This window comes from Micromonospora sp. KC606, from assembly GCF_004348675.1.
Lineage (GTDB): Bacteria > Actinomycetota > Actinomycetes > Mycobacteriales > Micromonosporaceae > Micromonospora.
Map to the genome: position 1 here is coordinate 1 of NZ_SMKN01000081.1, position 23356 is coordinate 23356.

Annotated in this window: 24 protein-coding genes and 1 pseudogene; 11 read left to right on the forward strand and 14 right to left on the reverse strand. The window is 67.9% G+C overall.

Going from position 1 to position 23356, the window contains the following annotated elements; all coding sequences use genetic code 11:
• Positions 1-224: 224 nt before the first annotated feature.
• Entirely contained in the window at positions 225-1157 is a 933-nt protein-coding gene (locus E1193_RS16935; RefSeq protein ID WP_243707735.1) for an RNA polymerase subunit sigma-70, read from the reverse strand.
• 58 nt (positions 1158-1215) lie between these two features.
• Between E1193_RS16935 and E1193_RS16940 the strand changes: the two genes are divergently transcribed.
• Both E1193_RS16940 and E1193_RS16945 read left to right on the forward strand, forming a co-directional pair.
• Positions 1216-1596, forward strand: a complete 381-nt coding sequence (locus E1193_RS16940) for a nuclear transport factor 2 family protein (RefSeq protein WP_132184163.1) — start codon at positions 1216-1218, stop codon at positions 1594-1596.
• Positions 1583-1915: a TfoX/Sxy family protein gene (locus tag E1193_RS16945; RefSeq protein ID WP_132184164.1), complete on the forward strand. Its 333-nt coding sequence runs from the start codon at positions 1583-1585 to the stop codon at positions 1913-1915. The genes E1193_RS16940 and E1193_RS16945 overlap by 14 nt, the downstream gene beginning before the upstream one ends.
• Positions 1916-2167: 252 nt before the next feature.
• Here E1193_RS16945 and E1193_RS16950 read toward each other — a convergent pair whose 3' ends face one another.
• The gene (locus tag E1193_RS16950; RefSeq protein ID WP_243707736.1) at positions 2168-3022 is read right to left on the reverse strand and encodes an AraC family transcriptional regulator; all 855 of its coding nucleotides are present in this window, start codon (positions 3020-3022) and stop codon (positions 2168-2170) included.
• A gap of 60 nt (positions 3023-3082) precedes the next feature.
• Between E1193_RS16950 and E1193_RS16955 the strand changes: the two genes are divergently transcribed.
• A complete protein-coding gene (locus tag E1193_RS16955) occupies positions 3083-3463 on the forward strand; it encodes a cupin domain-containing protein (RefSeq protein ID WP_243707737.1) in 381 nt (126 codons plus the stop codon).
• Positions 3464-3566: 103 nt separating this feature from the next.
• Here the strand turns inward: E1193_RS16955 and E1193_RS16960 are convergent, their stop codons facing one another.
• The 3 genes from E1193_RS16960 to E1193_RS33215 all read right to left on the reverse strand — a co-directional run bounded on the left by E1193_RS16960 (position 3567) and on the right by E1193_RS33215 (position 6266).
• Complete coding sequence (locus E1193_RS16960) at positions 3567-4751, reverse strand: IS110 family transposase (protein WP_132184166.1); 1185 nt, start codon at positions 4749-4751, stop codon at positions 3567-3569.
• A gap of 432 nt (positions 4752-5183) precedes the next feature.
• Positions 5184-5873, reverse strand: coding sequence for an ISAs1 family transposase (locus E1193_RS33210; RefSeq protein ID WP_243707738.1), 690 nt, complete (start codon positions 5871-5873; stop codon positions 5184-5186).
• Between the two features lie 48 nt (positions 5874-5921).
• Entirely contained in the window at positions 5922-6266 is a 345-nt protein-coding gene (locus E1193_RS33215; protein ID WP_243707739.1) for a transposase family protein, read from the reverse strand.
• Positions 6267-6472: 206 nt separating this feature from the next.
• On the opposite strand from E1193_RS33215, the gene E1193_RS16970 reads away from it, so the two are divergent.
• From E1193_RS16970 to E1193_RS33990, 3 genes and pseudogenes are all read left to right on the forward strand, one after another.
• Positions 6473-7474 carry an MOSC domain-containing protein gene (locus E1193_RS16970; RefSeq protein ID WP_207922735.1) on the forward strand — a complete coding sequence of 334 codons (1002 nt, stop codon included), beginning with the start codon at positions 6473-6475 and terminating at the stop codon, positions 7472-7474.
• A gap of 889 nt (positions 7475-8363) precedes the next feature.
• Positions 8364-9104 (forward strand): hypothetical protein, encoded by a 741-nt coding sequence (locus E1193_RS31935; RefSeq protein WP_165945760.1) that lies wholly within the window; start codon positions 8364-8366, stop codon positions 9102-9104.
• Between the two features lie 331 nt (positions 9105-9435).
• Positions 9436-9908: pseudogene (locus tag E1193_RS33990) on the forward strand (transposase); the annotation flags it as partial.
• Between the two features lie 8 nt (positions 9909-9916).
• Here E1193_RS33990 and E1193_RS16985 read toward each other — a convergent pair.
• The 6 genes from E1193_RS16985 to E1193_RS17015 form a co-directional block, all read right to left on the reverse strand.
• Positions 9917-12238 carry a beta-L-arabinofuranosidase domain-containing protein gene (locus E1193_RS16985; RefSeq protein WP_132184167.1) on the reverse strand — a complete coding sequence of 774 codons (2322 nt, stop codon included), beginning with the start codon at positions 12236-12238 and terminating at the stop codon, positions 9917-9919.
• Between the two features lie 148 nt (positions 12239-12386).
• Positions 12387-12956 carry an RICIN domain-containing protein gene (locus tag E1193_RS16990; RefSeq protein WP_243707740.1) on the reverse strand — a complete coding sequence of 190 codons (570 nt, stop codon included), beginning with the start codon at positions 12954-12956 and terminating at the stop codon, positions 12387-12389.
• Positions 12957-13221: 265 nt separating this feature from the next.
• Positions 13222-13689, reverse strand: a complete 468-nt coding sequence (locus E1193_RS16995; protein ID WP_243707741.1) for a hypothetical protein — start codon at positions 13687-13689, stop codon at positions 13222-13224.
• Complete coding sequence (locus E1193_RS17000) at positions 13686-14084, reverse strand: MarR family transcriptional regulator (RefSeq protein WP_132184169.1); 399 nt, start codon at positions 14082-14084, stop codon at positions 13686-13688. Before E1193_RS17000 ends, E1193_RS16995 begins: the two co-directional genes overlap by 4 nt.
• Positions 14085-14646: 562 nt before the next feature.
• Positions 14647-15750: a HAMP domain-containing sensor histidine kinase gene (locus E1193_RS17010; protein WP_132184170.1), complete on the reverse strand. Its 1104-nt coding sequence runs from the start codon at positions 15748-15750 to the stop codon at positions 14647-14649.
• Entirely contained in the window at positions 15747-16406 is a 660-nt protein-coding gene (locus E1193_RS17015) for a response regulator transcription factor (RefSeq protein ID WP_132184179.1), read from the reverse strand. The genes E1193_RS17010 and E1193_RS17015 overlap by 4 nt, the downstream gene beginning before the upstream one ends.
• 146 nt (positions 16407-16552) lie before the next feature.
• Between E1193_RS17015 and E1193_RS17020 the strand changes: the two genes are divergently transcribed.
• Positions 16553-17440, forward strand: a complete 888-nt coding sequence (locus E1193_RS17020; protein WP_243707742.1) for a S1 family peptidase — start codon at positions 16553-16555, stop codon at positions 17438-17440.
• Between the two features lie 53 nt (positions 17441-17493).
• Here E1193_RS17020 and E1193_RS17025 read toward each other — a convergent pair whose 3' ends face one another.
• From E1193_RS17025 to E1193_RS17035, 3 genes are all read right to left on the reverse strand, one after another.
• Positions 17494-17652, reverse strand: a complete 159-nt coding sequence (locus E1193_RS17025; RefSeq protein ID WP_165945761.1) for a hypothetical protein — start codon at positions 17650-17652, stop codon at positions 17494-17496.
• Between the two features lie 71 nt (positions 17653-17723).
• Positions 17724-18302, reverse strand: a complete 579-nt coding sequence (locus E1193_RS17030; RefSeq protein ID WP_132184172.1) for an RICIN domain-containing protein — start codon at positions 18300-18302, stop codon at positions 17724-17726.
• 728 nt (positions 18303-19030) lie between these two features.
• Positions 19031-20500: a multicopper oxidase domain-containing protein gene (locus E1193_RS17035; protein WP_132184173.1), complete on the reverse strand. Its 1470-nt coding sequence runs from the start codon at positions 20498-20500 to the stop codon at positions 19031-19033.
• A gap of 327 nt (positions 20501-20827) precedes the next feature.
• On the opposite strand from E1193_RS17035, the gene E1193_RS17040 reads away from it, so the two are divergent.
• The 4 genes from E1193_RS17040 to E1193_RS33220 all read left to right on the forward strand — a co-directional run.
• A complete protein-coding gene (locus E1193_RS17040; RefSeq protein WP_132184174.1) occupies positions 20828-21019 on the forward strand; it encodes a hypothetical protein in 192 nt (63 codons plus the stop codon).
• Between the two features lie 5 nt (positions 21020-21024).
• A complete protein-coding gene (locus tag E1193_RS17045; RefSeq protein ID WP_207922736.1) occupies positions 21025-22188 on the forward strand; it encodes a sensor histidine kinase in 1164 nt (387 codons plus the stop codon).
• Positions 22185-22850, forward strand: a complete 666-nt coding sequence (locus tag E1193_RS17050) for a response regulator transcription factor (RefSeq protein ID WP_132184175.1) — start codon at positions 22185-22187, stop codon at positions 22848-22850. Before E1193_RS17045 ends, E1193_RS17050 begins: the two co-directional genes overlap by 4 nt.
• Before the next feature lie 211 nt (positions 22851-23061).
• The coding region (locus tag E1193_RS33220; protein ID WP_243707743.1) for a hypothetical protein at positions 23062-23356 on the forward strand (295 nt) is incomplete at its 3' end.

Here is a 23356-nt window from a genome sequence, read left to right on the forward strand (position 1 = left end):
GGGGCCGGCCGACGCCGGGCGTCGACCGCGGCGCAAGCGGCTCCGAGTCGACCAGCCACCTGCCCACGAGCCGCTACCTGTGGGTGAGGGAGGTTGCGGCGCGGGTCAGTCGTCCGCGCACTGATCTGCCGAGATCAGTGCACCCGATCTTGACCCTCAACACTGTACTTGTGCATTTGCCGCAGGCGTAGCCGTCGAGCGGCCCGCGAGGGCGCCGGGCTGGCTCAGATGTCGTGGAGGAACAGGGTCATGCCGCGGAGGTGGGCGCCGGCCAGCGTGAGCACCATGAGCCCGCCGGGTCGTTGGGTGGCGTCGTCGACAAGATGGCAGACGAACGCGGGTTGCCCGTTCATGCGGGTGGGGCGCAGCCGCATGCGCAGCCCTTGGCCGGCGCGCCAGGCGGCGCTGGTCCGCAGGAACGAGATGATCGCCGCCACGCCGTGGTACTCGTGTGGGGCGGGCGGCATGGCCAGCCATGCCTCATCGGTGAGCAGACTGACCAGGGTGTCGAAATCGTCGCCGGCGAAGGCTTCGGCGAAGCGTTTGACCACCTGGCGTTCCCTCGCCGACCCGGCCGCCGGTGGCGTTCCGGCCGCGTCGCGGTGCCGTTCGATCGCGCCGCGCGCCCGCTGCAGCAGACCCTTGATGGCGGTCGGTGTGGTGTGCAGCATCGATGCGACCTCACCGAGCGGGTACCCGAGCACGTCGCAGAGCACCAGTACGGCGGCCTGCCGGGGCGTGAGTCGCTGCAGCGCTGCGATGAACGCGAGCTCGATCGCTTCCCGGGCGGTGTAGCGGGCCTCCGGGCTTCGATCGGTGTCGGGCAGGTGCTCCAGGAGTGCGTCCGGATAGGGCTGCAGCCACGTCAGGTCACCGCGGCGGCTGGGCTCCGGCGGCTGGAACGGCGGCTGGGGCTCGGGCGGGACGCGTCGGCCCCGAGTGCGCAGCGCGTTGAGGCAGCGGTTGGTGGCGATCCGGTACAGCCAGGACCGCCGTGACGCGCGGCCCTGGAATCCGTCCAGGCCGCGCCAGGCTGCCAGCAGCGCCTCCTGCAGCACGTCCTCGGCATCGGTCACCGAGCCCAGCAGGCGGTAGCAGTGCACCAGCAACTCGCGCCGGTGCTCCGCTACCAGATCCTCGAACGTGACCTGCGTCACAGCCGTTCCGTTTCGTGGGTCGTCGGTGTCGTAACAGGCGACACCAGAAGGAGAGATCATGACCAGCCCAGCATTGCAGATCGCTTTGGCCCACCACCGCGCGTGGACGAGCAAGGACCTTGAGGCGGCGATGGCCTTCATCGCGGACGACGTTGTGCTTGACGCCCCAGCCGGGCGGCTCACCGGCATCCAGGCCTACCGCGAGTTTCTCGGGCCCTTCGCCGAGCAGTTTCTGATCCGCGCGGAGATGATCGCCGCGTTCGGAGATGAGAAGACGGCCATGCTCATGTACGACACCGAAACGGTCCCGGCCAAGAGCGCACCGGCGGCGGAGTGTGTCACGGTGCGGGAGGGAAAGATCGTCTACAACCGGTTCATCTTCGACCGCTTGCCGTTCGAGGAGTTCCGGCGCCGGCAGGTCGACGATGGCGTTCGATGAAGAACTGGCCGGTCGGGTGCGGGAAATCATCGCCGACCAGTCGGGCGTGACCGAGAAGCGGATGTTCGGTGGGCTCGCCTGGTTGGTGCACGGCCACATGGCCGTCGTCGCGCTCAACGGCGGAGGCCTCATGGTGCGGGTCGACCGGGCCGAGCACCAGGCAATGCTCGCCGAACCCGGTGCCGCCACGATGGTGATGCACGGTCGGCCCTTGCGGGGCTGGATAACAGTGGCCGAGCAGGCCTGCGCCACGCGTTCCGACCTGGCCACCTGGGTACGACGCGGGCTGACCTACGCGCTGACCCTGCCGGGCCGGTAGATCGTCAGCTCACCCGCCGGTACGCGATACCGACGGGTGAGCAGGGCATTCGCTCATGCCGCAGATAGAGTGCGCAACCCAGCCAGTGCGCCCATCACCGCCAGTAGCAGAGCCTCGCTGGCGCAGACGTTCTGCTTTAGCCGATGAGCGGATGCGCACGGTGGGTCCGTTCGGAGTCTGCTGAGCCAGTGAGTTTGTGTGGACCGGCTAACTGAGATAGTGAAGCTGAGCCGCCACCGGTCGGGGTGACCGTCAATGTCGAACACCAGCGACACGCGGCGCCCTCGTATGCTGCGGTCCCTTGTCGGCGCTGGCGGCATAACGCGCTGATGTGACCGAGATGTGCCGCTTGAAGTGGCGCGTGAGGTGGGCTTGGTCGTGAAAGCCAACGTCGGTCGCGACCTGCGCCGCCGGCATGCCTTGCAGCAGCAGGTTCCGCGCTGCCTCGATGCGCTTCGCAACGACATACGCGTGGGGGGAGATGCTGTACCGCTTGGTGAAGCTTCGTACGAGATGGGGCACGCTGCGGCCCAGCAGCCGCGCGGCCTGGTCAAGCGTGACGTTGTCGGCGATGTGGCCGTCGAGATACTGCCGGAGCTGGTCAGCGAGGGCGGGCTCCGGCTCATGGACGGTCAGCGGGCGTCGTCGCAGCCGCTGTCGGAACCGCTCGGCGATCAGCGCAAGTTGTGCTTCGACATCGAGTGGGTCGGGTGCGGCGAGGCGGTCGTGCAGCGCGCTAATGGCTGCCCGCAGGCCCGCGTCATGGAAGGTGGAGGCGTCGACGGCGCGGCCGACGAGGTCCGGCGGGAGAAAGCCGCTGTCCAGGTACAGATTGCGTTTGCGGAATGAACCGAGGCGTTCCGCGGGGTACCCGTTGTGGATCACGCCGGGCGGCAGGACGCTGACCGTCTCCGCGACGGCGCCGTGGTGACGCGTGTCGAGGTCGTACCGGATGGCGCCGTGATCAACGATCAGGACAGTCCATGTCTCGTGACAATGCTTGGGGTACCGGTAGTCCGCGATCTGGGCGTGGAAGACCTCCGCGATTCCGGCGACAGCCGGTCGCCAAGCAACGACCCGGCACGACTCGGGCAACGGCTCGCTCACATCAAGAACGTACAAGACCCGCGGCCCCGAGCCCGGCACGCTCGACGCATGCGCAAACCCGTGAACCTCACCGAGGCGCTAGCCTCCTTCGATCAGATCTACAGCCCCCGGATCGTCGCGCGGGTCAATGACTACGACGTCCGAGTCGCACACACCCGAGGCGAGCACATCTGGCACGTGCACGACGACACCGACGAGTTCTTCCTCGGCCTCGACGGCCGGTTCGACATCGCGCTGCGTGACGCCGATGGTACCGAGCGATCGGTGACCCTCGCGCCGGGTAACGTCTTCGTCGTGCCCAAAGGAACCGAACACAAGCCGTCATCACCGGGCGGTGCCATCCTGATGTTCGAACCCACCGGCACCGCCACTACCGGCGACCGCCACGACGGCGCTATTCCCGATCACGTCGACAGCACCACAGGCCACGAGCTGACCTGACTCCACCCCGGCCATCTGCGCGTACTGGTTGTTGGGCCAGCCGACCGGCAGGCGTTGTGTCACCAGTTCAAGATCAGCTGCGCGGATCTGGCACCCCTCTGTGTCAAGAGGCGGCGGCGAGGGTTGTTCTAGGCTGGGGTGTGGCGGGTCCGGGAAGTGACTTTTCCGAAGTGTCGATCTCGGGGTTCGGGTCGGCCGCGCTGGATTGCAGAGTCGCCCCCGTGTGTCCTCCCGGGCCCGTCCTGACCAGCTTCGCGTCGGCGATCATCTGTCGGTAGACGATGTCGGACAGGCGCCGTTTCAGTGCCCGGAGGGCCTCCATCGGGGTCTTGCCGGCGGCCAGTCTGCGCCGGTAGTAGCGGCGTCCTTCGGTGTCACGGCGTAGCTGGACGATGGCCATGATGTGCAGTGCCCGGTTGATGCGCCGGTTCCCGGCTCTGGAGAGCCGGTTCCCGGCTCTGGAGAGCCGGTGCCGGTTCTGCTCGCCGGACGAGGCGTCGATCGGTGCGGTGCCGTTCCACGAGGCGAAGTGGGCGCGGCTGGTGAACCGGGCGATGTCGGCGATGTCGCCGATTAGGCGGGCCGCACCGGACGGTCCGATACCGGTCAGGTTCATCAGCCGGCTTCCGGTGCTGTTGACCAGGTCGGTGAGCTCCTGTTTCGCGGTTTTGATCTTCTTGTCGATGACGGCGAGTTCGCCGATCAGCTCGCAAGCCAGCCGGCGGCGGGTCTTGCCGACCACGTCGCGTGGGCGCACGGTGCCCAGCAGGGCGCGGGCCTGCTGGGCGGACAGGTCCTTCTTCGCGCCGCCGGGCACCAGTTCGAGTAGCAGCTGGTGCAGCCGGCAGACCACGTCGGTGCGGGCGCGGCCGAGCTGGTCACGACGATCGACCAGCAGCCGTAACGCGACTGTGGTGTCGTCGGTGACGACCTGCCGCAGACCTTCGGTGCGCAGGGCGACCACAGCGACGCTGCGGGCGTCGACCGGGTCGGTCTTGCGGCCCTGGCCGGTGGCGAACACCCGGGCCCGGGCGGACAGCTTCGCGGGAACGTCCACGACGGTCTCGCCGTCAGCGACCAGGCGTTGAGCGACGTGCCGGCCGATACCGTTGCAGCCCTCGACCGCCCACAGGCGGTCCTTGTGCCTGCGGCCGGCGGCGAGCATGGCCTGGTAGCCGTCGCGGTCGGTGCCGAACCGGCCCTGCCCAAGCGACTTCTCCCGAGCGTTGATGATCTCGATGGTAGCGGAACGCTTGTGCGGGTCCACGCCGATAATGACCTGGGCCATCGTGTCCTCCCTCGATCCGACGATGCAACGTCGACGGGAGGGCAGCGCTACCTTGAGCCGGGCAGTCCCCTCTTGAGCCTCTCACCGCCGCGGTGACCGGCGGGACGCACGCCAGATGAGAGCCACACCAACATGCGGTGGGCAGCCGCGATGAGAGCGACCCCACCGGTCACCTCGACCAAGCCTGGCCGGGCTGCGGTCGTACCACCAGTCAACAGGTAGCCGCGATGGGCTCGTCATTCATGGTGAGCCGGTCTCTAGTGTTGAGCGACGCTCCGTCAACGCACTCGTCCCCACCGTTGCATGACCGTCAGGTGCAGGGCTCCGGCAAGGTAGCCATATGACCGTTTCAGGAGATTCCGAGTAGTCGGAGTGGCCGGTAGGGGTTTCTGCTGTTGTGGCGTGGGGCTGGGGCGATGGTTGTGGTGCCGGTCAGCCGGAGCAGGCTGATCGCGGTGTTGCGCAGGGTCGCCATGACACTGGGTGTGTGTTGCCGGTACGGATGTGGCTGGCGTCTTCGGTGTAGGTGGTGTCGCGGATGTGGTGCAGAGTTTCGATGGCCCAGTGTCCGCGCAGCCAGTCCGCCAGGTCAGCCGGGCTGGCCTGGGCTGCGGTCAGGTTGGTGATGGCGTAGACGGTGACGGTGGACCAGCGGCCGGTGGTCAGGTTCAGCCGCCGGCGCCGGATCCGTCGTGCTTGCACGGCGTGCGGGAAGTCCAGCGCGAGCGGCCCGGTGCAGGTGACGGCTTGCAGGCGGCGGATGTCGTAGCGGCCGTGGCCGCGGGTGCTGGTCTCGTCCTGGATCGGGATCCTCGCCCGGGGCAGCGTTTTGAGCTGGCGATACAGCCGCGGCTGGTTCTTCTTCACGGTAAGGACATAGGCAGCCTTCCTGTCGTCGACCAGCCAGCGGGCATGCTCACACTGGGTATGCAGGGCGTTAGCAGTGACGACGGCTGAGGCCAGGTCGAGTGCGCTCAGCAGCGGCTGGAAGCGGGTCAGCTCGTTCGTCTTGCCGTCGACGTCGACTTGGCCCAGGACTGTCCCGGTGTGCTGGTCCAGAACGGCGAGCAGATGCACCTGGATGCCGGCCTGGCCGCTGCCTCGCAGGGTCTTGCCGTCCACGCTGTACACCCGCCGTCCGCTGTCCGCCGCAGCTCGGCACGCGAGGCTTCATCGCCCGACCGTGTCGTCCAGGGCATCGGCGTCGACACCGGCCAGGATCCGCCGGAAGGTGGACTCATCCGGAGCCCGACGCACTTCGGTGAACGGATCCCGGAACACGTCCAGCTCGGCCAGGACATGCTGCGGTGCGTCAGCGGCCCATTCCGCGACTGCCGCCGCGGAGCGGGCACCGGTCAGCACCGCCGCCACGGCCGTGGCCAGAACCGCGGGAAGCGCGTGCACGACACCGCGCGGGTCTCGCCGGTCCGGTACTGCCGTCAACGCCGTGACCAGGCTCGACCGGCGCTCTACCAGCAACCGCTCGTCCAGTCGGTCCGCGTGCGCAGCCAACACGTCAATCAGCGATGATGATCCCAACGGGCGTGGTCCTTCTTGATCTTCCCAGCTTCGACACCTGGATGATCACCGAAAGGCCGCGCCCGTCCCTATCCGTCATGACCCGGCGCGTCTGCCCCCAACCACTCACAACGGTCATACCGCTACCTTGCCGGAGCCCTGCCGTCAGGTGTCGCCGGCCTCGTGTTGGTTTGCGTCCTGGAGTGGATGCTGCGAAGTCGTACCGGGTCACGACGTTCCTCTGCGGCGCACAGCTGTGGATGCGGATGGCCGTCTTTGCGACAAGGGGTGTTGCCGACCGGGATCGGGCATGCGAGAGTGAGCCCATTCGCCTGCTGGCGCGGCTGTCATGCCGCTTGTCGGCGGGGCCGGGTGGAGAGGCGCTGCGACGGACGGTGTCCGCCACGCTCCACTTCGGTGTGACCTCAAGGGCGCCTCCGATTCTGGAGGTGGCTGTGACCGTTGTTGATGCAGGACCAGATGAGTCGGGTGGCGAGCGCCGTCGGCTGCTGGGTCGGGTGGCGGGGCTGTGGCGTTTCCCGGTCAAGTCCATGGGCCCGGAAGGGCTGCGTGAGGTTCATGTCTCCTGGCACGGTCTGGCTGGTGACCGTCGGTGGGCATTCATCCGGGATGGTCAGGTCCGCAGCGGTACTCCCTGGCTGACGATCTCGCGGCGTCCGGGCATGGTGCGGTACCAGCCGTGGTTCGTGGAACCGGACCGACCCGACACATCGAGCACCATGGTGCGTACGCCGTCCGGTGAGACGTTCGACGTGGTCGATCCAGCGCTGGCGAACGAGCTGGGCAACGGCATCCGGGTGATCAAGCAGGACCGCGGGATTTTCGATGCCATGCCGTTGTCGGTGATCACGACCCAGTCCGTCGCCGGCGTCAGCACGTTGGTCGGTACGGAACTCGATGTCCTGCGCTTCCGTCCGAACCTGGTCATCGATGCGGCTGATCGAACTGCCTTCCCCGAGGACGCCTGGGTCGGCCGTGTGCTGCGCGTGGGTCGGATGCGGATGCGTGTTGATGCGCGCGACCAGCGTTGTGCTGTCGTCAACGTTAATCCCGCGACCGCGGTGCGTGATCCGACCGTCCTGCGGGCGATCGCCCGGCATCGCCAGGTATCCCTCGGTGTCTACGGCACAACCGTCGAACCAGGCCATATCGCAGTCGGAGACTCGGTCCACATCGATGGCTGACCGTGCCTGGGTCGAAGCGGACAGCGGCTCTTCCCGCCTGCGGTCGTCCGTCCGGACCGTGGGTGACGGCGGTGCTGGTCACCAGTTCTCCGGACGTGCCTAGATCAGCGCATGCCGTGTCGCAGGCGGAGACGTGACCGAACTCTGCGGCGGGCATGTGTTGGGGCGGTTCGGCGTGGCTGGGCGAGTAGTTACCGTAACTGGCGTCCCGAAGGTGCGCTCAGCCATCGCTCCGCCCGGCGGCGTTTGTCGTCGTCGCCGGACTCCCTCGCTGCCGTCAGCAGGCGCACCCGTAGCTCTGCCGGGACTTTGGCGACATCCCTCGCCTGGTGTTTGCGGCTCTTCCAGCCGCACAGGTGCCGCAGGGCGCTGGCATCGATACGAGCGTCCATGGGGTAGGCCTGCAGGGCCTGGACGAGGTGGGCGATCGGCGGTTCGGCGAGCCCTGTCCGACCCGGGCGCTACCAAAGTCCGGCCGCACGTCATACAGATCAGGCGCACGGACATGCCGCAATCCGATCGCTTCGCTGCGTCACCTGTTGATGATCGGCTTCGGTCCCGGACGTTCCGATGACAGTGCACTTCGGTCCGTGGAGGGCCAAACCCGTAATGGGCTCTCAACCGTGCTGCCCATACCACACCACCCCGGTTGGTAACGGCACCCTCGCCTGCGGCTGATTGATTAGTGCGTGACTTTGCGGGCGTGGATCCTCGAGGATGGCCTGCTTCTCGGCGGGGATGGCGGGGCGAAGGTCTGTGACGTGCCATTGATCGCGATAGTCGCCGAGCGCAGCGGCCGCGGCTGCTTGATGACGTTGCGGATCGCCAGCTGAGTCGGCAACCGAGACCTCGCCGCTGACGCTGGTGGCTCTCTGCAAGGATGGTGGCAATGGCGAGCTTCCACGCGCGGTACGTGTCCGGTGATCCCGACGACGTATGGCGCGACCTGCGCGGTCTTGGCCTACGGGTCTTCGACGCCCCGTACCGCGAGGACGCCGAGGCGGTGGCGCGCGAGTTCGCCGACCGTGCCCGCAGGAACGTCGAGACGCTCGTTGAGCGGCTGCAGGCGCGGGGCTTCCGTGCGGAGGAGAACGACGACGAGGGGACGCCGTGTCGCGCCCACGTTCCCCCGTCGCCGGGCGCGCCCGCGCTGGCCGACTGGCTGGAGGTGACGTTCGCGCCGTTCCCGATGACGATCAGCGCGTGGATCCGGCAGGTGGGCGATGTGTGGCTCGTCGGGGAATTGCCGGGTTGGCCGGCCAGCGTGCTCGCGGACCCGTTGGTGGTGCAGCTCGAGTGGGCCGAGCGGGGCGGCTCGCGCTCCTACTACGAGGCCGAGCACGCCGCGTACCTCAGGGACACCGCGCGCCGGGACGCCGGCATCCCGTTCCAGCTCGACTACGCGCCCGACGAGCTCCACAAGGCGAACATCAGCGGCGACGCGCCCTACGGCATCGACCTGCCCGGCCCCGGAATCGACGGGAAGGTGGGGCCCGCGATCTGGTTCGTCGACGATCTCAACACTGCGTTCGTGGCCGGCGGCTTTCCCGGTGCGCTGTGGGACGAGGGCTACCAGGAGCCGCCCGCCGGATTGCGTGAGTCGCTCGCCGCGGGGCTGCTGCGGCTCTGAGGCCGCCAGACAACTGGGCGGTCAGACCCAGTTGACTCATTCGGTTAGTGCGTAAAAACAGCCCCACCTGCAGGCATCACCGCAGGTGAACGCGACGCGGGCCTCACGAGCGCGGCACCGTGAGCCAACTCAGGTCTCAACCGTGCTGCCCGTACCACACCACCCCGGTTGGTAACGGCGCCTTCACCTGCGGCTGATTGACTCACCCGCGTGGAGCTGTTCATCGATGCTGGCGACGTGTCCCTACCAGCCACGCTGGACGTGCCGACGGACAGGCCGGCGCGTGGCGTGATTCGCGCCTTGCACGGCTCAGGCATGGTCCCAACCCGCCGCCACCACCGCCGAGGTCGACCTGCTCTGGCAGGTGTTCCTGCGCCGCTTCGACATCGAACACACCTTCCGCATGCTCAAACAGACCCTCGGCTGGACCAGCCCGAAGCTGCGCGACCCGCACGCGGCCGACCGCTGGACCTGGCTGGTGCTGGCCGCCTACACCCAACTCCGGTTGGCCCGCACCGCCGCAGGCGACCTCCGCCGGCCCTGGGAACGCCCCACACCACCCGAACTGCTCTCACCTGCCCGCGTCCGCCGCGCGTTTCGGCACCTACGCACCAAAGCCGGCTGCTCCGCCGCCGCACCGAAACCCAGCCGACCAGGCCCCGGACGACCGCCCGGACACCCCAACCGCCACCGAGCAGCCCGCCACGACGTCCAATCGTCACAGCCGCCACCAGCAACAAGCCGAACAGCAGCACCAAGAAAACGAAGACCTCGAATAACCCGAGGCCACGACGCACAGGTTAAAGATCAAGCTAGCCGTTGCGGACGACCCGCCAACGGTTGTCGGCCGTGCCGTTGTCCGATTCCTGGACGGCGTACGCCCCGACGGCGGTGGAGTTGCCCGCGATGCCGAGCAGCTTGCCGGAGTGCCCATTGCGGATCTTGTAGGTACCGTCGCCCTGGTCCAGCAGGACCCAGCGATGGTCGGCGGTGCCGTTGTCGGCCCACTGGAGGACGTGCGCGCCATCCGCGGTGGACATGTCACGAACGCCGAGCACCTTGCGGCTGTGCGCGTTACGGAACCGGACCGCGTTCCCGTCGGTGACCATTTCCCAGTTGTGGTCGGCGGTGCCGGTGTCGTTCCATTGCAGCGCGCGGCCGCCGTCGGCGGTGGACATGTTCTCGATGCCCAGCACGAGCCCGCTGGCCGCGTTGACCAGGCGGTAAGTCGGGTTGCCGGACTGGCCGCTGGCGTTCCAGTAGACCGTGTAGTTGTGCCCGTGCGCGTCGTAGAACGGGCCCAGGTTGACCGTGGACCCGTTGGCCGTCGCCGTGAAGGCGAGCGACGAGCTGTTGGTCCGGGTCACCGAGCCAGGGATCAGCGTCGGCAGGCCCGACAGCGAGGTGTTGCCGTAGTTGCCGGACAGGACCACCGGGCCGTAGGTGACCGCGGCAACGTCCGCGTTGTCGTTGACCGCCCGCATGATGACCTGCATGGGCAGGCGGACAGTGACGGTGTCGCCCGAGGTCCAGGAGCGGGTCACGGTGGCGTAGCTGCCGGGTGTGGTGGCGACGTTCTGCGCCGTGCCGTTGACGCTGATCGTGGCCCCGATGGTCCAGCTCGGGATGCGGATGCGCATCGACCAGGTTCCGCTGGCGTCTCCGGTGACCTGCAGGGTCGTGGTGTCGCTGACCGGATAGGAGGTGGTCTGGGTGACCGTGATTCCACGCTGCGACCAATTGAGCACCGACGGCAGGAACATGTTCACGGTCAGCGTGGTGCCGTTGTGGAAGTAGATGGAGTCCACCAGTGCGGTGTTCATCTCCAGGCCCGTGCCCTGGCAGCACCAGAAGCTGTTGTAGTCGGTGCTCCAGGTGCCACCGCCCCACGCCGGACCCACGCCGCGGCGGCCGCCCGGGTTGAGGGGGGTGAAGTAGGTGATGTGCCCGTGGCCGCTGGCCGGGTTCTGCTGGCCAATCATCTGGTTCAGCCAGGCGCGCTCGTAGTAGTCGAACAGCGCGACCCGGTTCGGGTCGAGCGCGTACAGCTCCCGGGTTAGCTTGAGCATGTTGAAGGTGTTGCAGCTTTCGCACGTGTCCTTGTTCAGGTACGCGGCGATGGCGTTCGGGGGGCGGAAGTGTTCGGCCTGGCTGTTGCCACCGATGACGTACGTGTGGGCGTTGATCGTAATGTTCCAGGCATTCGTCGCGATGTCCCGGTAACGCGTGGTGCCGGTGGCCTTGTATTCGCGGGCCGCACCGATCCACTTGGGCACCTGCGTGTTGGCATGCAGCCCGTTGAGCTGGTCCTGATTGGCGGCCAGCGGGTTGAACACCGCGGCGTGGTCGAAACGCTGGGCCGCGGTCAGCCATCGGGCGTCGCCCGTCTGCTGGTAAAGGTCCGCCAGCACGGCGTTCATGCCGCCGAACTCGGTGCCCAACATCGCCTGCATCTGCTGACTGGTTAGCCGGCCGGTGCGCCAGTCGACCCACCCCGCGAGTCTCAACAGCACATCGCGGGCCTGCGTGTTGCCGAGGTGCCGCCACACGTCCAGCAGGCCGGCCAGGGTCTTGTGAATGGCGTAGTAGGGCACGTTGCCGTTGGACAGGGTGCGCGCCTCGAGTGCGGTGAATTCGGACTCGGGGAAGCCGCACAGGTACCCGGTGTTGAACCCGGCGGCGCCGTTGTTCGCCTGGCACTTGGCCAACTCGGCCACCATCTGGTTGGCCTTGTCCCGGCAGGTGGTGTCCCCCGTCACGGCGTACGCCTGCGCCCACGCCGTCAGGAAGTGTCCCTGCATGTGCGTGCGGAACGGGAAGCTCGGCGCGTCCCAGCCGCCGTTGGCGGCGGCCCCGTTGGTCGACAACCGGTGATTGGCCCGAAAGTTGTACAGCAGCCGGTTGACGTCGACGAACCGCAGGTAGGCAAGCGTGCGGTTCTGGTTGTCCAGCCACCGGCTGGCCGTAAGCCGCACCTGACCGAGGTCGAACGGGTACGCCGACACACCGATGTCCGGCCGCACCGGCGCCAGGGCCGCCTGGGCATTCCCACCGCTGACGGCGACGCCGGTAGCCGCGACGGCCGCCGCCCCGGCGGCCTGGAACAGTCGCCGTCGGTTGATTCGCGAGGACATGCGGCCTCCAACTCCGTGGGGGACGAGTTCGAAAAAAGGTTAGCGCTCACATCGAGGAATGTCACCGTGTACGTGGTGATCGAAGCCTCGGCGGTACGCGGCGCCGGCCGGACCCGGACGCGATGCCGGTCGGCGCCGCAGCGTCGCGTCAGAACCCGGTGCGCCGCCAGTGGCTGGTGGCGGTGCCGCAGGTCGACTGCACGACCTGTGCGCCGTCGCCGGTAACCGCGTTCTGCACCGCGAGGCACTTGCCGCTGTGTCGGGCGATCAACCGGATGTAGCCGGAGCCGGCGTCCTGGATGCGCCACTGTTGGTTAATGCCGCTGTGTATCGACCACCAACACGAACTGTTGCGGCTGCCAATTCTCTTCGGCGTCACGGCTGGCCTGACCTTCTTCCTCAGTGGCATGCGTCCAGCTGCCAGCTTGGTTGTTTCGGCCCTTGCCATCGGCTTCGCGGCCTTCTCCGTAGGCGCAGCCCTGAACACGCCCCGATTCATGACAGCGCTTCTATCGGTCGAAACCGAGGCATGGCTCGGATTATCGGAAGCTGCATTGAAGATCGCAGGTAACAGAGGAGACGCTCGACCTCTGCGATGGGTAGCTTTGGCCGCCTTCGTTTCAGGTTCGCTGCTGGATTTGATAGGGGGCTGGTAGCGCGTGATGACATGCCAGCTCAAGCGTTTAACTGAGCGATCGCATACGGGCAGAAAGAGCAATGGGCCACCAGGGCCACTCTTTGATGACATCAGCTATCGCTCGCCCGGCCAAACCACGAACACCTGGTCCGTAACTTGACACTCCCGCGCCGGTTGTCACCGCGTCATTGGTGCAGGGCTGATTCACGTGCGGCCTCCCACTTCGGTGCGAGTTCTTTGGTCAACTCGCTCAGGTGGGCGTGGGAGGTGCCGGACAGGACGGGATGGGCCGGGGCCCCACGAGCCCAGGCCCGACCGGCGGTTCGTCCACTTCGTGTGGCCTGCGTCATGTGGTGGTTCGATCGCTGTCTTCGGACTGCTCCTGGTCGATGATCTGCCAGGGAAAGGGGGCGAGGTCGGGCTCGACCCAGCCGGTGCGGGCTTGCGTGCTGGCCAAGGTCGCTGCCGTGTAGAAGCGGGTGAGCAGGCGTTTGTCGAGCAGTGTGCGATGCCGGTCGATGAATACGGCGAAGTCCCCGGCGGCGCAGTCGGCGGTGTGGTGGGCCACCAGTTCCACCCAGGCCCGGCTGACGGTGGCGTGGTATTTCTGCGGGGCTCCGGCATAGCGGGCGGTGCGCTGGATGCCGTCGCTGACCAGGCTGATGGCGGCCGGCATGCCGACGCTGCGGACCGCCAGCCAGGTCAAGTGCAGGTGGGCGCGGTGGTCGAAGCGTTCGGTGGCAGCGTTCACCTCGGCCATCAGCTCGTCGAAAAGCAATGCGGGTTCGAGGGCGTGAAAGTTAGTCGGGGTCACGCGGGCACCTCTGTCAACGCGCGCAGGACGGTGTGGAAGCCGGCGATCGACTCTGCGGGCAGGTCGGCGAGGGCGCGCTCTTCCAGCTCGGCCAAAGTCTGCCGGATGGTGCCGGCGGCCAGACGGCCCGCGGCGGTCAGCTCGATGACCACGACCCGGCGGTCGCCCGGGCGGGCGCCGCGCGTGATGTGGCCGCGCCGCTCCAGCCGGTCCAGCACGCTGGTCAGCGTGGTCGGCCGGGTGCCGGCGGCGGCTCCCAGTTCAGAGATCGTGCGGCCACGACCGTCCGAGAGGATGGCCAGAGCATTGATCTCGGAGGCCGTCAGATCGAGGTCGACCAGCCTCGCGGTAAGGATCTGCAAGGTGGCATGGGTCGCGCGCTGCAGAGCGACCAACGCCGACTCTTCGGAGGCTGCAGACAAGTAAGTCACGAGATCGGACTATACGAAACCGTAGTACCGGTCGGCAAGCCGACCGGGTCGCTCCCCACGTCGTTGGCCTTCCATGCCTGCAGGAACGGGCCGATCAGAGCCCACTGCTCGTCGGTGACATCGCTGGGATGCGGTCTCCGATCACCCGTGACCGGGCTAACGCCGCAGCCACCCGGCGGTCACGATCACGACTCACATTCTCCGACATCGACCGGCTACCGATAGCGAACCCGCTGAAAGGCCCTCAACCGGGCGTCACGCATAGATCAACCTAATGATCTTCGAACCGCCCTATTGAGCAAGGGGCGGCACTCGCCGTCCGCCGTGCTCGAGGCGGGGTCGCTCCGGATAATGGCCCGCCTGGGAGCAAGAGAAGGGTTCCTGTCTCCCGGGCAAGCCGCCCGATGGGCGAGGGTTGATCAGCGGGTTCCGCGTTTACGGCGGCCGGAGGGCTCCGGCCGCATGTCGGCGTTGTCCCCGGCTCTTGGCGGCATCTGCTGGTCCCGTCCAGAGCACTGGTTCCCACTCAGGCCGTGACGTCCTTCGACGACGCTGCGGGAAGTGACACCTGGATGCGCAGGCCGTCGCGGCCGGTGGACGACGCCGCGATGATGCCGTCGTGAGCACGGGTGATCGAGCGGGCAATCGCCAGCCCGAGGCCGGCCCCGCCGCTGTGGTCGATGCGGGCGCCGGACCGGCGCCGGAAGGGCTCGAACAGTGCGGGAACCGCCTCGGGCGGCACGTCGTCTCCGGTGTTCGACACGACCAAGGCCGGATCGTCACCAACCTGTACGTCGATGGTGCCGTCCGTCCGGTTGTACTTCAGGGCATTCTGCACCAGGTTGGTGATTAGCCGCTCCAGCAACACCTGCTCGCCGAGCACCACCCGTGGCCGCAGGGTGCTGGTGATCGCCACTTTGGCCTCGGCCGCGCGTGCCCGGTGGGCGTCGAGCACCGTGGCGACGATCCGGTCCAGCCGCTGCGGCGCCCGGACGACCAGGCCCCGGTCGCTCTCGCTGAGCACCAACAGCCCTTCGATCAGGCGCTCGTTGCGCTCATTCGTCTTCAGCAACTGGGTCGTGAGGAGGCCGAGCTGATCGGCTGTCAGGCTTTCGGCCATGCCGACCTCGATCAGCGTCCGCTGGACCGCAAGGGGGGTGCGTAACTCATGAGAGGCGTCCGCAGCGAACCTGCGCTGTGCCTCGTACCCGACGGCTATCCGGTCCATCATCTCGTCGATCGCACGGCCGAGCTCAGTCAGCTCGTCGCGACCCGGGCCCGGATGCAGCCGGTGGCCCAGGTTCTGCGGTCCGACGTTCTCCATGCCACGGGCCAGGTCGCGGACCGGCCGTAGGCACCATCGCACCACCGGGTACGCGGCGGTCAGCAGGAGCGCCAGCACGAGCACCAGGGTCGCCGCCATGGGCGTACTGGGGCGCCGGAAGACCTGCACACAGACGAACGAGGCGTTCCTGTCCGGCGCGCGGCCCACCGGGACGACGCACCAGTCGGGTCCGAACTCGCGCCACCACCCGAGTAGGTGCTCCGCGATCAGCGGCACGGACTGGCCCGCGACGAGAAGGACGCCGCACAGCAGGAGGATCCGTCGGCCCGGTGACCGGACGTTCATGACCCGAGACGATAGCCCGCGCGTGGCACTGTGTGGATCACCTCGGGATGGCCCAGCTTCCGCCGCAGCGTCATGATGGTCATGCGGACCGAGTTGGTGAACGGGTCGGCGTGTTCGTCCCAGGCCTTTTCCAACAGGTCCTCGGCGCTGACCACCCGGCCGCCGGCCCGCATCAGGACGTGGAGAACGGCGAACTCCTTGGGCGACAACGCCAGCACCCGCCCGTCGCGAACGGCCGTGTGCCGCGTGACATCGAGCATGATTCCGTTGCTGTCCAGCACCGGTGGCAGCGCGGCGCCCGAACGCCGGGACAGGGCCTGCACCCGGGCGACGAGTTCGGCGAACGCGAACGGCTTGGTCAGGTAGTCGTCCGCGCCGAGGCCGAGACCCTCGACGCGGTCGCGGATCCCGGCTGCGGCGGTCAGCAGAAGTACCCGGGTACCTGCGCCGGAGCCGACGATCGAGCGGCACACCTCGTCGCCGGTCTGCCCCGGCATGTCCCGGTCGACGACGGCTACGTCGTACTGGTTGACGCCGACCCGTTCCAGGGCGCTGTCCCCGTCGTACACCACGTCGACCGCCATGGACAGCCGGCGCAGTCCTTCGGCCACCGTGTCGGCCAGCAGCCGCTCGTCGTCCGCCACCAGCACCCGCACGCCGCGTCCCTCGCTCTCGCTCACCGCCCGACAGGTTCGCACAGCGCGGATAAAGGATGCATAAGGACGCCACTGACGCCCTGCTGACCGGCAGGCCTCGATCATGGTTCGGTCCCTGCCCGCCCTGTTGTTTCCGGTGGTGCTCCTTGCGCAAAATCATGACAAACAGCTTTATAGCTCTCCTGGTGATCGTAGCTGTCATTCCTTTGTGGGCACCTGGCGCGGCAGCTATCGCGTACGGGGAGGACACGCCCGATGGCGACTACCGGTTCTCGGTTCTGCTCACCGCGACGGGCCTGCCAACCCCCGGCGGCGGCACCCGGGACAGTTGGTGCTCCGGCGCGTTGATTGCGCCGCGTTGGGTGATCACCGCCGGGCACTGCTTCCGAGACGTCAACGGCCAACGGGTCGGTCGCACCGTGGCTCGCCGTACCACCGCGACGATCGGGCGCACGGACCTCCGGGGGCGAGACGGGCAAGAAATCGAGGTCGTCGCGGTGCGCCAGGCCGATACCGCCGACGTTGCTCTCGCCGAACTCCGCACCGCGGTCACCGGCATAGCACCGCTGAAGATCGGTACCGGGCCTCCGGCGGTGGGCGAGACACTTCGGCTGACGGGCTACGGCCTGTCCACCGGCGGTGGCCCTATCGTCCCCACGACGCGATTGCAGACCGGCCAGTTCATCGTCGTCGCGATCGGCGACACCCTGATCGAGACGTCGGGCCAGGCCCCCCGCCAGGACACCAGCCCGTGCCCGCACGACTCCGGCGGACCGTATTTCCGCGATCGGCCTGGCAGGACACGAGAGCTGGTGGCCCTGGTCAGCACTGGACCGCCCTGTCCCCACCGCGGTCCCGACTTCAGCACCCGAACCGACAATCTCCATGCCTGGATCACCGGCACGATGGCTGAGACGTCGGACAAGAGCCGGGCCGGCGGCGGCGCGCTTCTGCTCCTCGTGGCCTGCGTGTCCTTGCTCGCCCTTCTTCTCCTCCTGGCGAGCCGTCGTACAGGCGATCGCCGCCGGCGGTGACAGGCGGGCGTCGCCGCGGTTGAGCCCTGGCCGCTGGGCGTGCCGGCGGGCGATCAGGTCCCGGTGCCAGCGCAACTCGGCTCGGGGCGGACCAGCAGCCGCGGACGGCGCAGCACGTCGCGTGGCAGCGGGTGCAGCAGGGCGGCCAGCCACGCCCGATCCGCCCGCGTGAACCGCAGCCGTACGCCGTGCAGTTGGCGTTCGAGGACCATGATCGTTCGAAGACCAGTCAAACACCGGGTTCAGCGCCGCGGTCAGGCGGCGCCAGCCCCGTGGCCGCCAGTCAGCCGTCGATGTAGATGGCCTGGAAATCCCAGCCCTGCTCTTGGCCGCCCGTCATGCTCCACTGAATCAGGCGTGCGCCCACGTCGACGCTGCCGCCGCCTTCGACGGAAACCACCTTGCCGCTCTTGCCGTTGATCAGGTAGCCGCCGCTGCTGCGCCAGCTCTGCTCGGCTCCGCCGTTGCAGGTCCATTGGATGATCGCGGCGCCGTTGGCGGTGCTGCCGCCGCCCGCGACGGACAGGCACTTGCCGCTCTTGTCGTTGATGATGCGCGAGCCAGACCAGTGCCAGAAACGTTCCGGCGTGCTGTCGCCGGGGAAGGGACAGCCCCATTGGATGATTTGGGCGCCGTTGGCCAGGCTGCCGCCGCCGCCGACGGACATGCACAGTGCACTCTTGTAGTTCATGATGTTGTAGTGGGTGGCGGCCTGGGCCGGAGACGCGACGGCCAGCGTGGACGCGGTGACCGCCGCGGTCGCCGTCAGACCGGCCAGGATTGTACGTACGCTGCGTGACACGCGGGCTCCCCTTGTCGGATGTTCCCTACGGCTCTCATGTAAATTGATCTCAAAGATCATCCAGTGCCGACTCTACGATCTCGCCACACGGGACGAAACCGACGCAAGATCGAATTTGCGTGCTGTTCACCGGCTTGCCCGCTGCCCGCGTCGTCGTCGGCTCCCTGGTCGTCCTCGTGGTCGTTGACGTCCTCCATGCTGTCGTCGCCCTCGGCGGCGGGTGGTTCGGTAACCTTGGCGTGGCAACCGGTGGGCGCACGCCTTCCACCGCAGCGTGGCTGAGCGGCGGTCGGCAGTAGGCGGTTGTCCACCATAGTCATGTCGATCTTTTGTCGGAGGTCGCTGCGGGTGTGGTGGCGGACGCTGACCTGGGCTGGTGCCCCCTGTTGGCGGGGCGGCACCGTCGGCTGGGGGCGAGGGTCGGTGGTGACACTCGCGTCACACCGACCGAGGAAGCCGGCCGTACCAGTTGACCTACCGGAAACGCATTTCGTCGTCCTCGCCACAGTGGAAGGCATCGAGACCGGGACCGCCGTCACGATGTGCGGCTGGGCCGATCAGATCAGCGCCGGCACGGTCACCTTCCTCACAGGGCGCAGTTCGAAGAGCTGGCCCGCGCCGTCACCGCGGCCGATCCTGCCACGCTCGCGGATCGACTGCCCTGACGATGTAGGGCTCTAGGCCTCCGTCCAAGCCCTGGACGTCACCGGGTCCGCACGCGTGATCCGCGCCATGGTGCAACTACTGCTCAACGCCACGGGTCCACGGCATCCGGCGCCCACCCTCCGTCAGTCGTGGTCGTGGCCGCTGCCGATGGTGCGCGGTACCCGGTCCTCGGTGCCGGGCTCTACGACGACGAACTGGCCCATCATGCCCTTGTCCTCGTGGCGCAGGATGTGGCAGTGGTACATGTAGGGCGAGACCGGGTCGGTGTAGGTGCCGAACCGTGCGGACAGCCGCACCTTCGCGTTCTTCGGGATGAAGACGGTGTCCTTGGGCCCTTGTTGGTACGCGGGTGGCGCGGCGCCGTTGATCTCCAGGATGCGGAACGGCACTTCGTGGATGTGGAAGTTGTGCGCGTACGTCGTGTTGTCAATTTCCCAGATTTCGTGGGCGCCGGCCGGCACCACCTCGTCGATTCGAGTCATGTCCATGTCCTTTCCGTTGATCTCGGAGCCGGACAGCACGAACGTACGCCTGTGTGCGCCGGCCGGCGGTGCCTCGGCCGGGTCGCCGCCGAGCGCATCCGGCAGCGGCGCCGAGCCGGTCAGGGGGGCGGCGGCGATCAGCTTCAGCAGTTGGAAGTCTTCTTCCTCGATGTCGTTGGCCTGCTTTTCGTTCTCACCTCGGGAATCCAGCATGGCCTGCTCCCCGGTGGTGAACCTGACAACGATTTCCGCCCGCTCCCCTGGGCTGAGCTTCACCCGGTCCACGGTCACCGGCCGCTCCAGTAGTCCGAGGTCGGTGGCGATCACCTGGAACTGGCGGCCGTCTGCGAAACCGAGCCGGTACACCCGGGCGTTGGAGGCGTTGAGTAGCCGAAACCGCACCAACTCGGTCCGCACCTGAAAGAAGGGGGCGTAGGTACCATTGACCAAAATCTGATTGCCGAGGAACCCGAAGGTGCCGCTGTTGACGCCACCCGTGTTGAGCGCGCCGTCGCGGTCGAACCGCTTGTCCTGGATGATCAAAGGCACGTCGTCCACGCCGTAGTCGCTCGGCAGGTTGGGGCCGTTCGGGTCGTCGATCAGGAGGAGCCCGGCCAACCCTCGGTACACGTGCATGGCGGTTTTCTCGTGCAGGTGGGGGTGGAACCAGGTGGTGGCAGCTGCTTGGTTGATCGTCCACTCAGGACGCCAGGTGGCGCCTGGGGCGATCATCTGGTGCGGGCCGCCATCCATCTTGGCCGGCAGGCGCATGCCGTGCCAATGCAGGGTCGTCGCCTCGTTGAGCCGGTTCGTCACTGCCATCTGGACTCGGTCGCCCCGAGCAACCCGTACGGTCGGCCCGAGGTACGACCCGTTGATGCCCCAGGTCTTCGTCGTCAAGCCGGGCAGAAACTCCGAGCGTCTGTCCGCCAGCAGATCGAGCGAGAAACGTTTGACTCCGGCGGTCGGCTGGGGATCGGCCAGCGGAGGGATCCGCAGCCGGTTGGTGAACTCGGGATCATTCGGTCCCTCCCAATCCGATGAGCAGGAGCCGGTGGTGGCGGCCAGCCCGGACAGGGCGCCGATCAGCAGTACGCTTCGCCGTTTCATGTGTCGGGCTCCATTCCTCGACCTTTTCCCGATCTTCGGTCTGCCCATTCATCGGCCTGTCCGCAGCAGCCCTCGAATGCGGGACCGTGAGCCGTTTCGCCGGGCTCGCCGCTCCATCCTGCACGGCGTTTGCCTTCGAGTGCATCGGGGAAGTCCCGGACCGCCGTGAGCTGCGCTTATACGGACACGAAGGTGATCGCGTACAACGCAGGTCGTAGCAGGTGCGACGGTGGCTGCGCTTTTTGCGCACGTCGAACTCATTCCCTGGTCCGACGGTTAACGACCGGCGTTCAGGCATAGTTCGGAGCCTGGGAGAGAGGGTGACCCGTGACGAAAATTGCCGCCATGGCCGCGCTCGGGCTGATCGTCGGGCTGATCGCCGGTGTATCGCTCCTGGACAACGGACGGGGGGTGACGACGGCGCAGATCGTCACGACCGTCGGCGGCACCCCGATCGGAGGCCTGACCGGAAGCTCGATGAAAATCTGCCGACACCGTTCACGGAGCCGCATACGGTGACCGATATGCGAATCCTCCAGTGGGCGGCGGTGCGCGAGGTGGCCGTGCCGGCTGCCATCGTCGCGTTGGACGTCGTCTGGGTGGCGGCGTCCGACGCCCCGTCCGGTCGGCCGATGTGGCCGGTGGGCTGGATGCTCACCGCGCTCAGCGGCGCGGCCCTGGTCGTGCGACATCGCCGCCCGCTGTTCGCGCTGGCGGTCGCGGCCGGCTGCGCGGTCGTGTACTACCCGGGTGGGTACCCGGACTCACCGATGGGCCTTGCCCTGCTCGTGGCGTTGGCCGGCGTCGCCCGTCGCTGCCGCCGCCCCGCGGCGGTCGTCTCGGTGGCCGCGATCCTCGTGGCGTTCCTGGCCGTCAGCAACTTCGGTGACGATCGGGCCGCACGGTCCAGGCAGCCGCAGAGCGTTTTCGGGCTGGGAGTGGTTCTCCTTGCCGCTGTAACGCTCGGCGAGGTGACGCGCAACCGGCAGGAGCGGCTCGCCGCCGCCGAACGTCGGGCCAGCGAAGCGGAACGGTCCCGCGAGGACGAGGCACGCCGCCGGGCGACCGAGGAGCGGCTGCGCATCGCCCGCGACCTGCACGATGTGGCAGCCCACCAGATTTCGCTGATCAATGTGCAGGCCAATGCCGCACTGCACCGACCTGACCCCGACTCCGCGTTCGCCGCCCTGGAAGCGATCCGTGATGCCAGCAAGGAGGCTCTCCGCGAGATGCGAACCGTGCTCGGCGTGTTGCGCCAGGTGGACCAACCCGGCACCGAACCGTCGACGCCATCCCTGACCAGGGTGGCTGATCTGGTCGCATACGCCCACACCGCCGGTCTGCGGGTACAGCTCACCGGCGACCCTCCAGGCCAGCTACCGCCGGCCGTCGACCTCGCCGGATACAGGATCGTGCAGGAGTCACTGACCAACGCCCTGCGGCACGCCCAAGCTACCCAGATCACTGTGGACCTCCGCCGGACCGGAACCGGAATGGAGGTGGAGATCACGGACAACGGTAGGGGCCCGGTCGATGCGAGCCGGATCCGTTCCGGCAACGGCATCCGCGGCATGACCGAGCGCGCTGCTGCGGTGGGTGGCCGGCTGACCGCTGTGCCGGATCCGGGCGGTGGTTTCCGGGTACATGCCTGGCTACCGACGGGCCCAGCGCGAGAGTCGCGGACGTGATTCGGGTCCTGATCGCCGACGACCAGACCCTGGTCCGGGCCGGATTCCGCTCGATCCTCAGCAGCGGGCAGGGTATCGAGGTCGTGGCCGAGGCCGCCGACGGGGCGGAAGCCGTCCGCCTTTCGCTGCGCGAGCGACCTGACGTGGTGCTGATGGACGTACGGATGCCCGTGCTGGACGGTATCGAGGCAACCACGCAGATCGTCGCCGATGCCCGCCTCGCCGCAGTGAAAGTGGTCATCCTTACCACCTTTGATCTCGACGAGTATGTCTACGGCGCGTTGCGGGCTGGTGCCAGCGGCTTCCTGGTGAAGGACACCGAGCCGGTCGAGTTGATCCACGGTGTCCGGGTGGTGGCGCGCGGCGACGCGCTGCTCGCCCCGGCGGTGACGCGCCGGCTTATCGCGGAGTTCGCGGCCCGCGCAGCCGCCTCCGTGCCGTCAACGGCATCAGACGGGTTGACCCGGCGCGAAAGCGAGATCGCCGACCTCGTCGCGACCGGCCGGTCCAACGAGGAGATCGCGGCGATGCTGGTGATCAGCTCCGCCACAGTAAAGACCCACATCACCCGGATCCTGGCCAAACTGAACCTGCGCGACCGGGCACAGTTGGTGGTGTGGGCGTACGAGTCCGGGCGCGTGCGGCCAGGCTGGCTCGGTTGAGCAGGTGCCCGCGCTCGCCGCCCGACACCGTGGCGCCGTCCCCGCCGAGGCGGGTATCCCAGCGCTCGGGGAAGATGACTCGAGCCAGTCCAGGAGCTGGACCCTGTGGGCCGCTGCGCGCAGGTCGGCGTCCGTGGCATCGGGCCGCTGCGCGCAGGTCGGCCTTCGTGGCATCGGGCCGGGCCAGGAGCAGGTTGGCGCGGATCGTGGCGTGGAAGACGTGCGCGTTCTGGGTCATGCCCGTGATCACAAGGCGGGCGTCGGCACCTGCAATCTCCCGCTGCTCGCGTCCGCCGGCGCGGATGCTTCCGGCTTCGTACGGGCGAAGCGCGTGAGTGCCGCGATCAGCGTTGACTCGCCGCAGCCGGTGGCGCCGAGGAGGACGGTGCGGCGGCCGGGCGGCAGCCGCAGGCTCGCCCCGTCTAGGGCCGGAGCCGCCGGCGTGGCACACCCGCAGGTCGGTGACCTCCAGGCCGAGCGGCATCGGTGCGGCATCGGGGCCGGGA

What these genes read in the sequence shown, in the direction of transcription:
- E1193_RS16940 (WP_132184163.1), top strand. Translation starts at nt 1,216, where the DNA reads ATGACCAGCCCAGCATTGCAGATCGCTTTGGCCCACCACCGCGCGTGG.
- E1193_RS16945 (WP_132184164.1), top strand. Translation starts at nt 1,583, where the DNA reads ATGGCGTTCGATGAAGAACTGGCCGGTCGGGTGCGGGAAATCATCGCC.
- E1193_RS16960 (WP_132184166.1), bottom strand. Translation starts at nt 4,751, where the DNA reads ATGGCCCAGGTCATTATCGGCGTGGACCCGCACAAGCGTTCCGCTACC.
- E1193_RS31935 (WP_165945760.1), top strand. Translation starts at nt 8,364, where the DNA reads ATGGCGAGCTTCCACGCGCGGTACGTGTCCGGTGATCCCGACGACGTA.
- E1193_RS16985 (WP_132184167.1), bottom strand. Translation starts at nt 12,238, where the DNA reads ATGTCCTCGCGAATCAACCGACGGCGACTGTTCCAGGCCGCCGGGGCG.
- E1193_RS17010 (WP_132184170.1), bottom strand. Translation starts at nt 15,750, where the DNA reads ATGAACGTCCGGTCACCGGGCCGACGGATCCTCCTGCTGTGCGGCGTC.
- E1193_RS17025 (WP_165945761.1), bottom strand. Translation starts at nt 17,652, where the DNA reads ATGGTCCTCGAACGCCAACTGCACGGCGTACGGCTGCGGTTCACGCGG.
- E1193_RS17030 (WP_132184172.1), bottom strand. Translation starts at nt 18,302, where the DNA reads ATGATCTTTGAGATCAATTTACATGAGAGCCGTAGGGAACATCCGACA.
- E1193_RS17035 (WP_132184173.1), bottom strand. Translation starts at nt 20,500, where the DNA reads ATGAAACGGCGAAGCGTACTGCTGATCGGCGCCCTGTCCGGGCTGGCC.
- E1193_RS17045 (WP_207922736.1), top strand. Translation starts at nt 21,025, where the DNA reads ATGCGAATCCTCCAGTGGGCGGCGGTGCGCGAGGTGGCCGTGCCGGCT.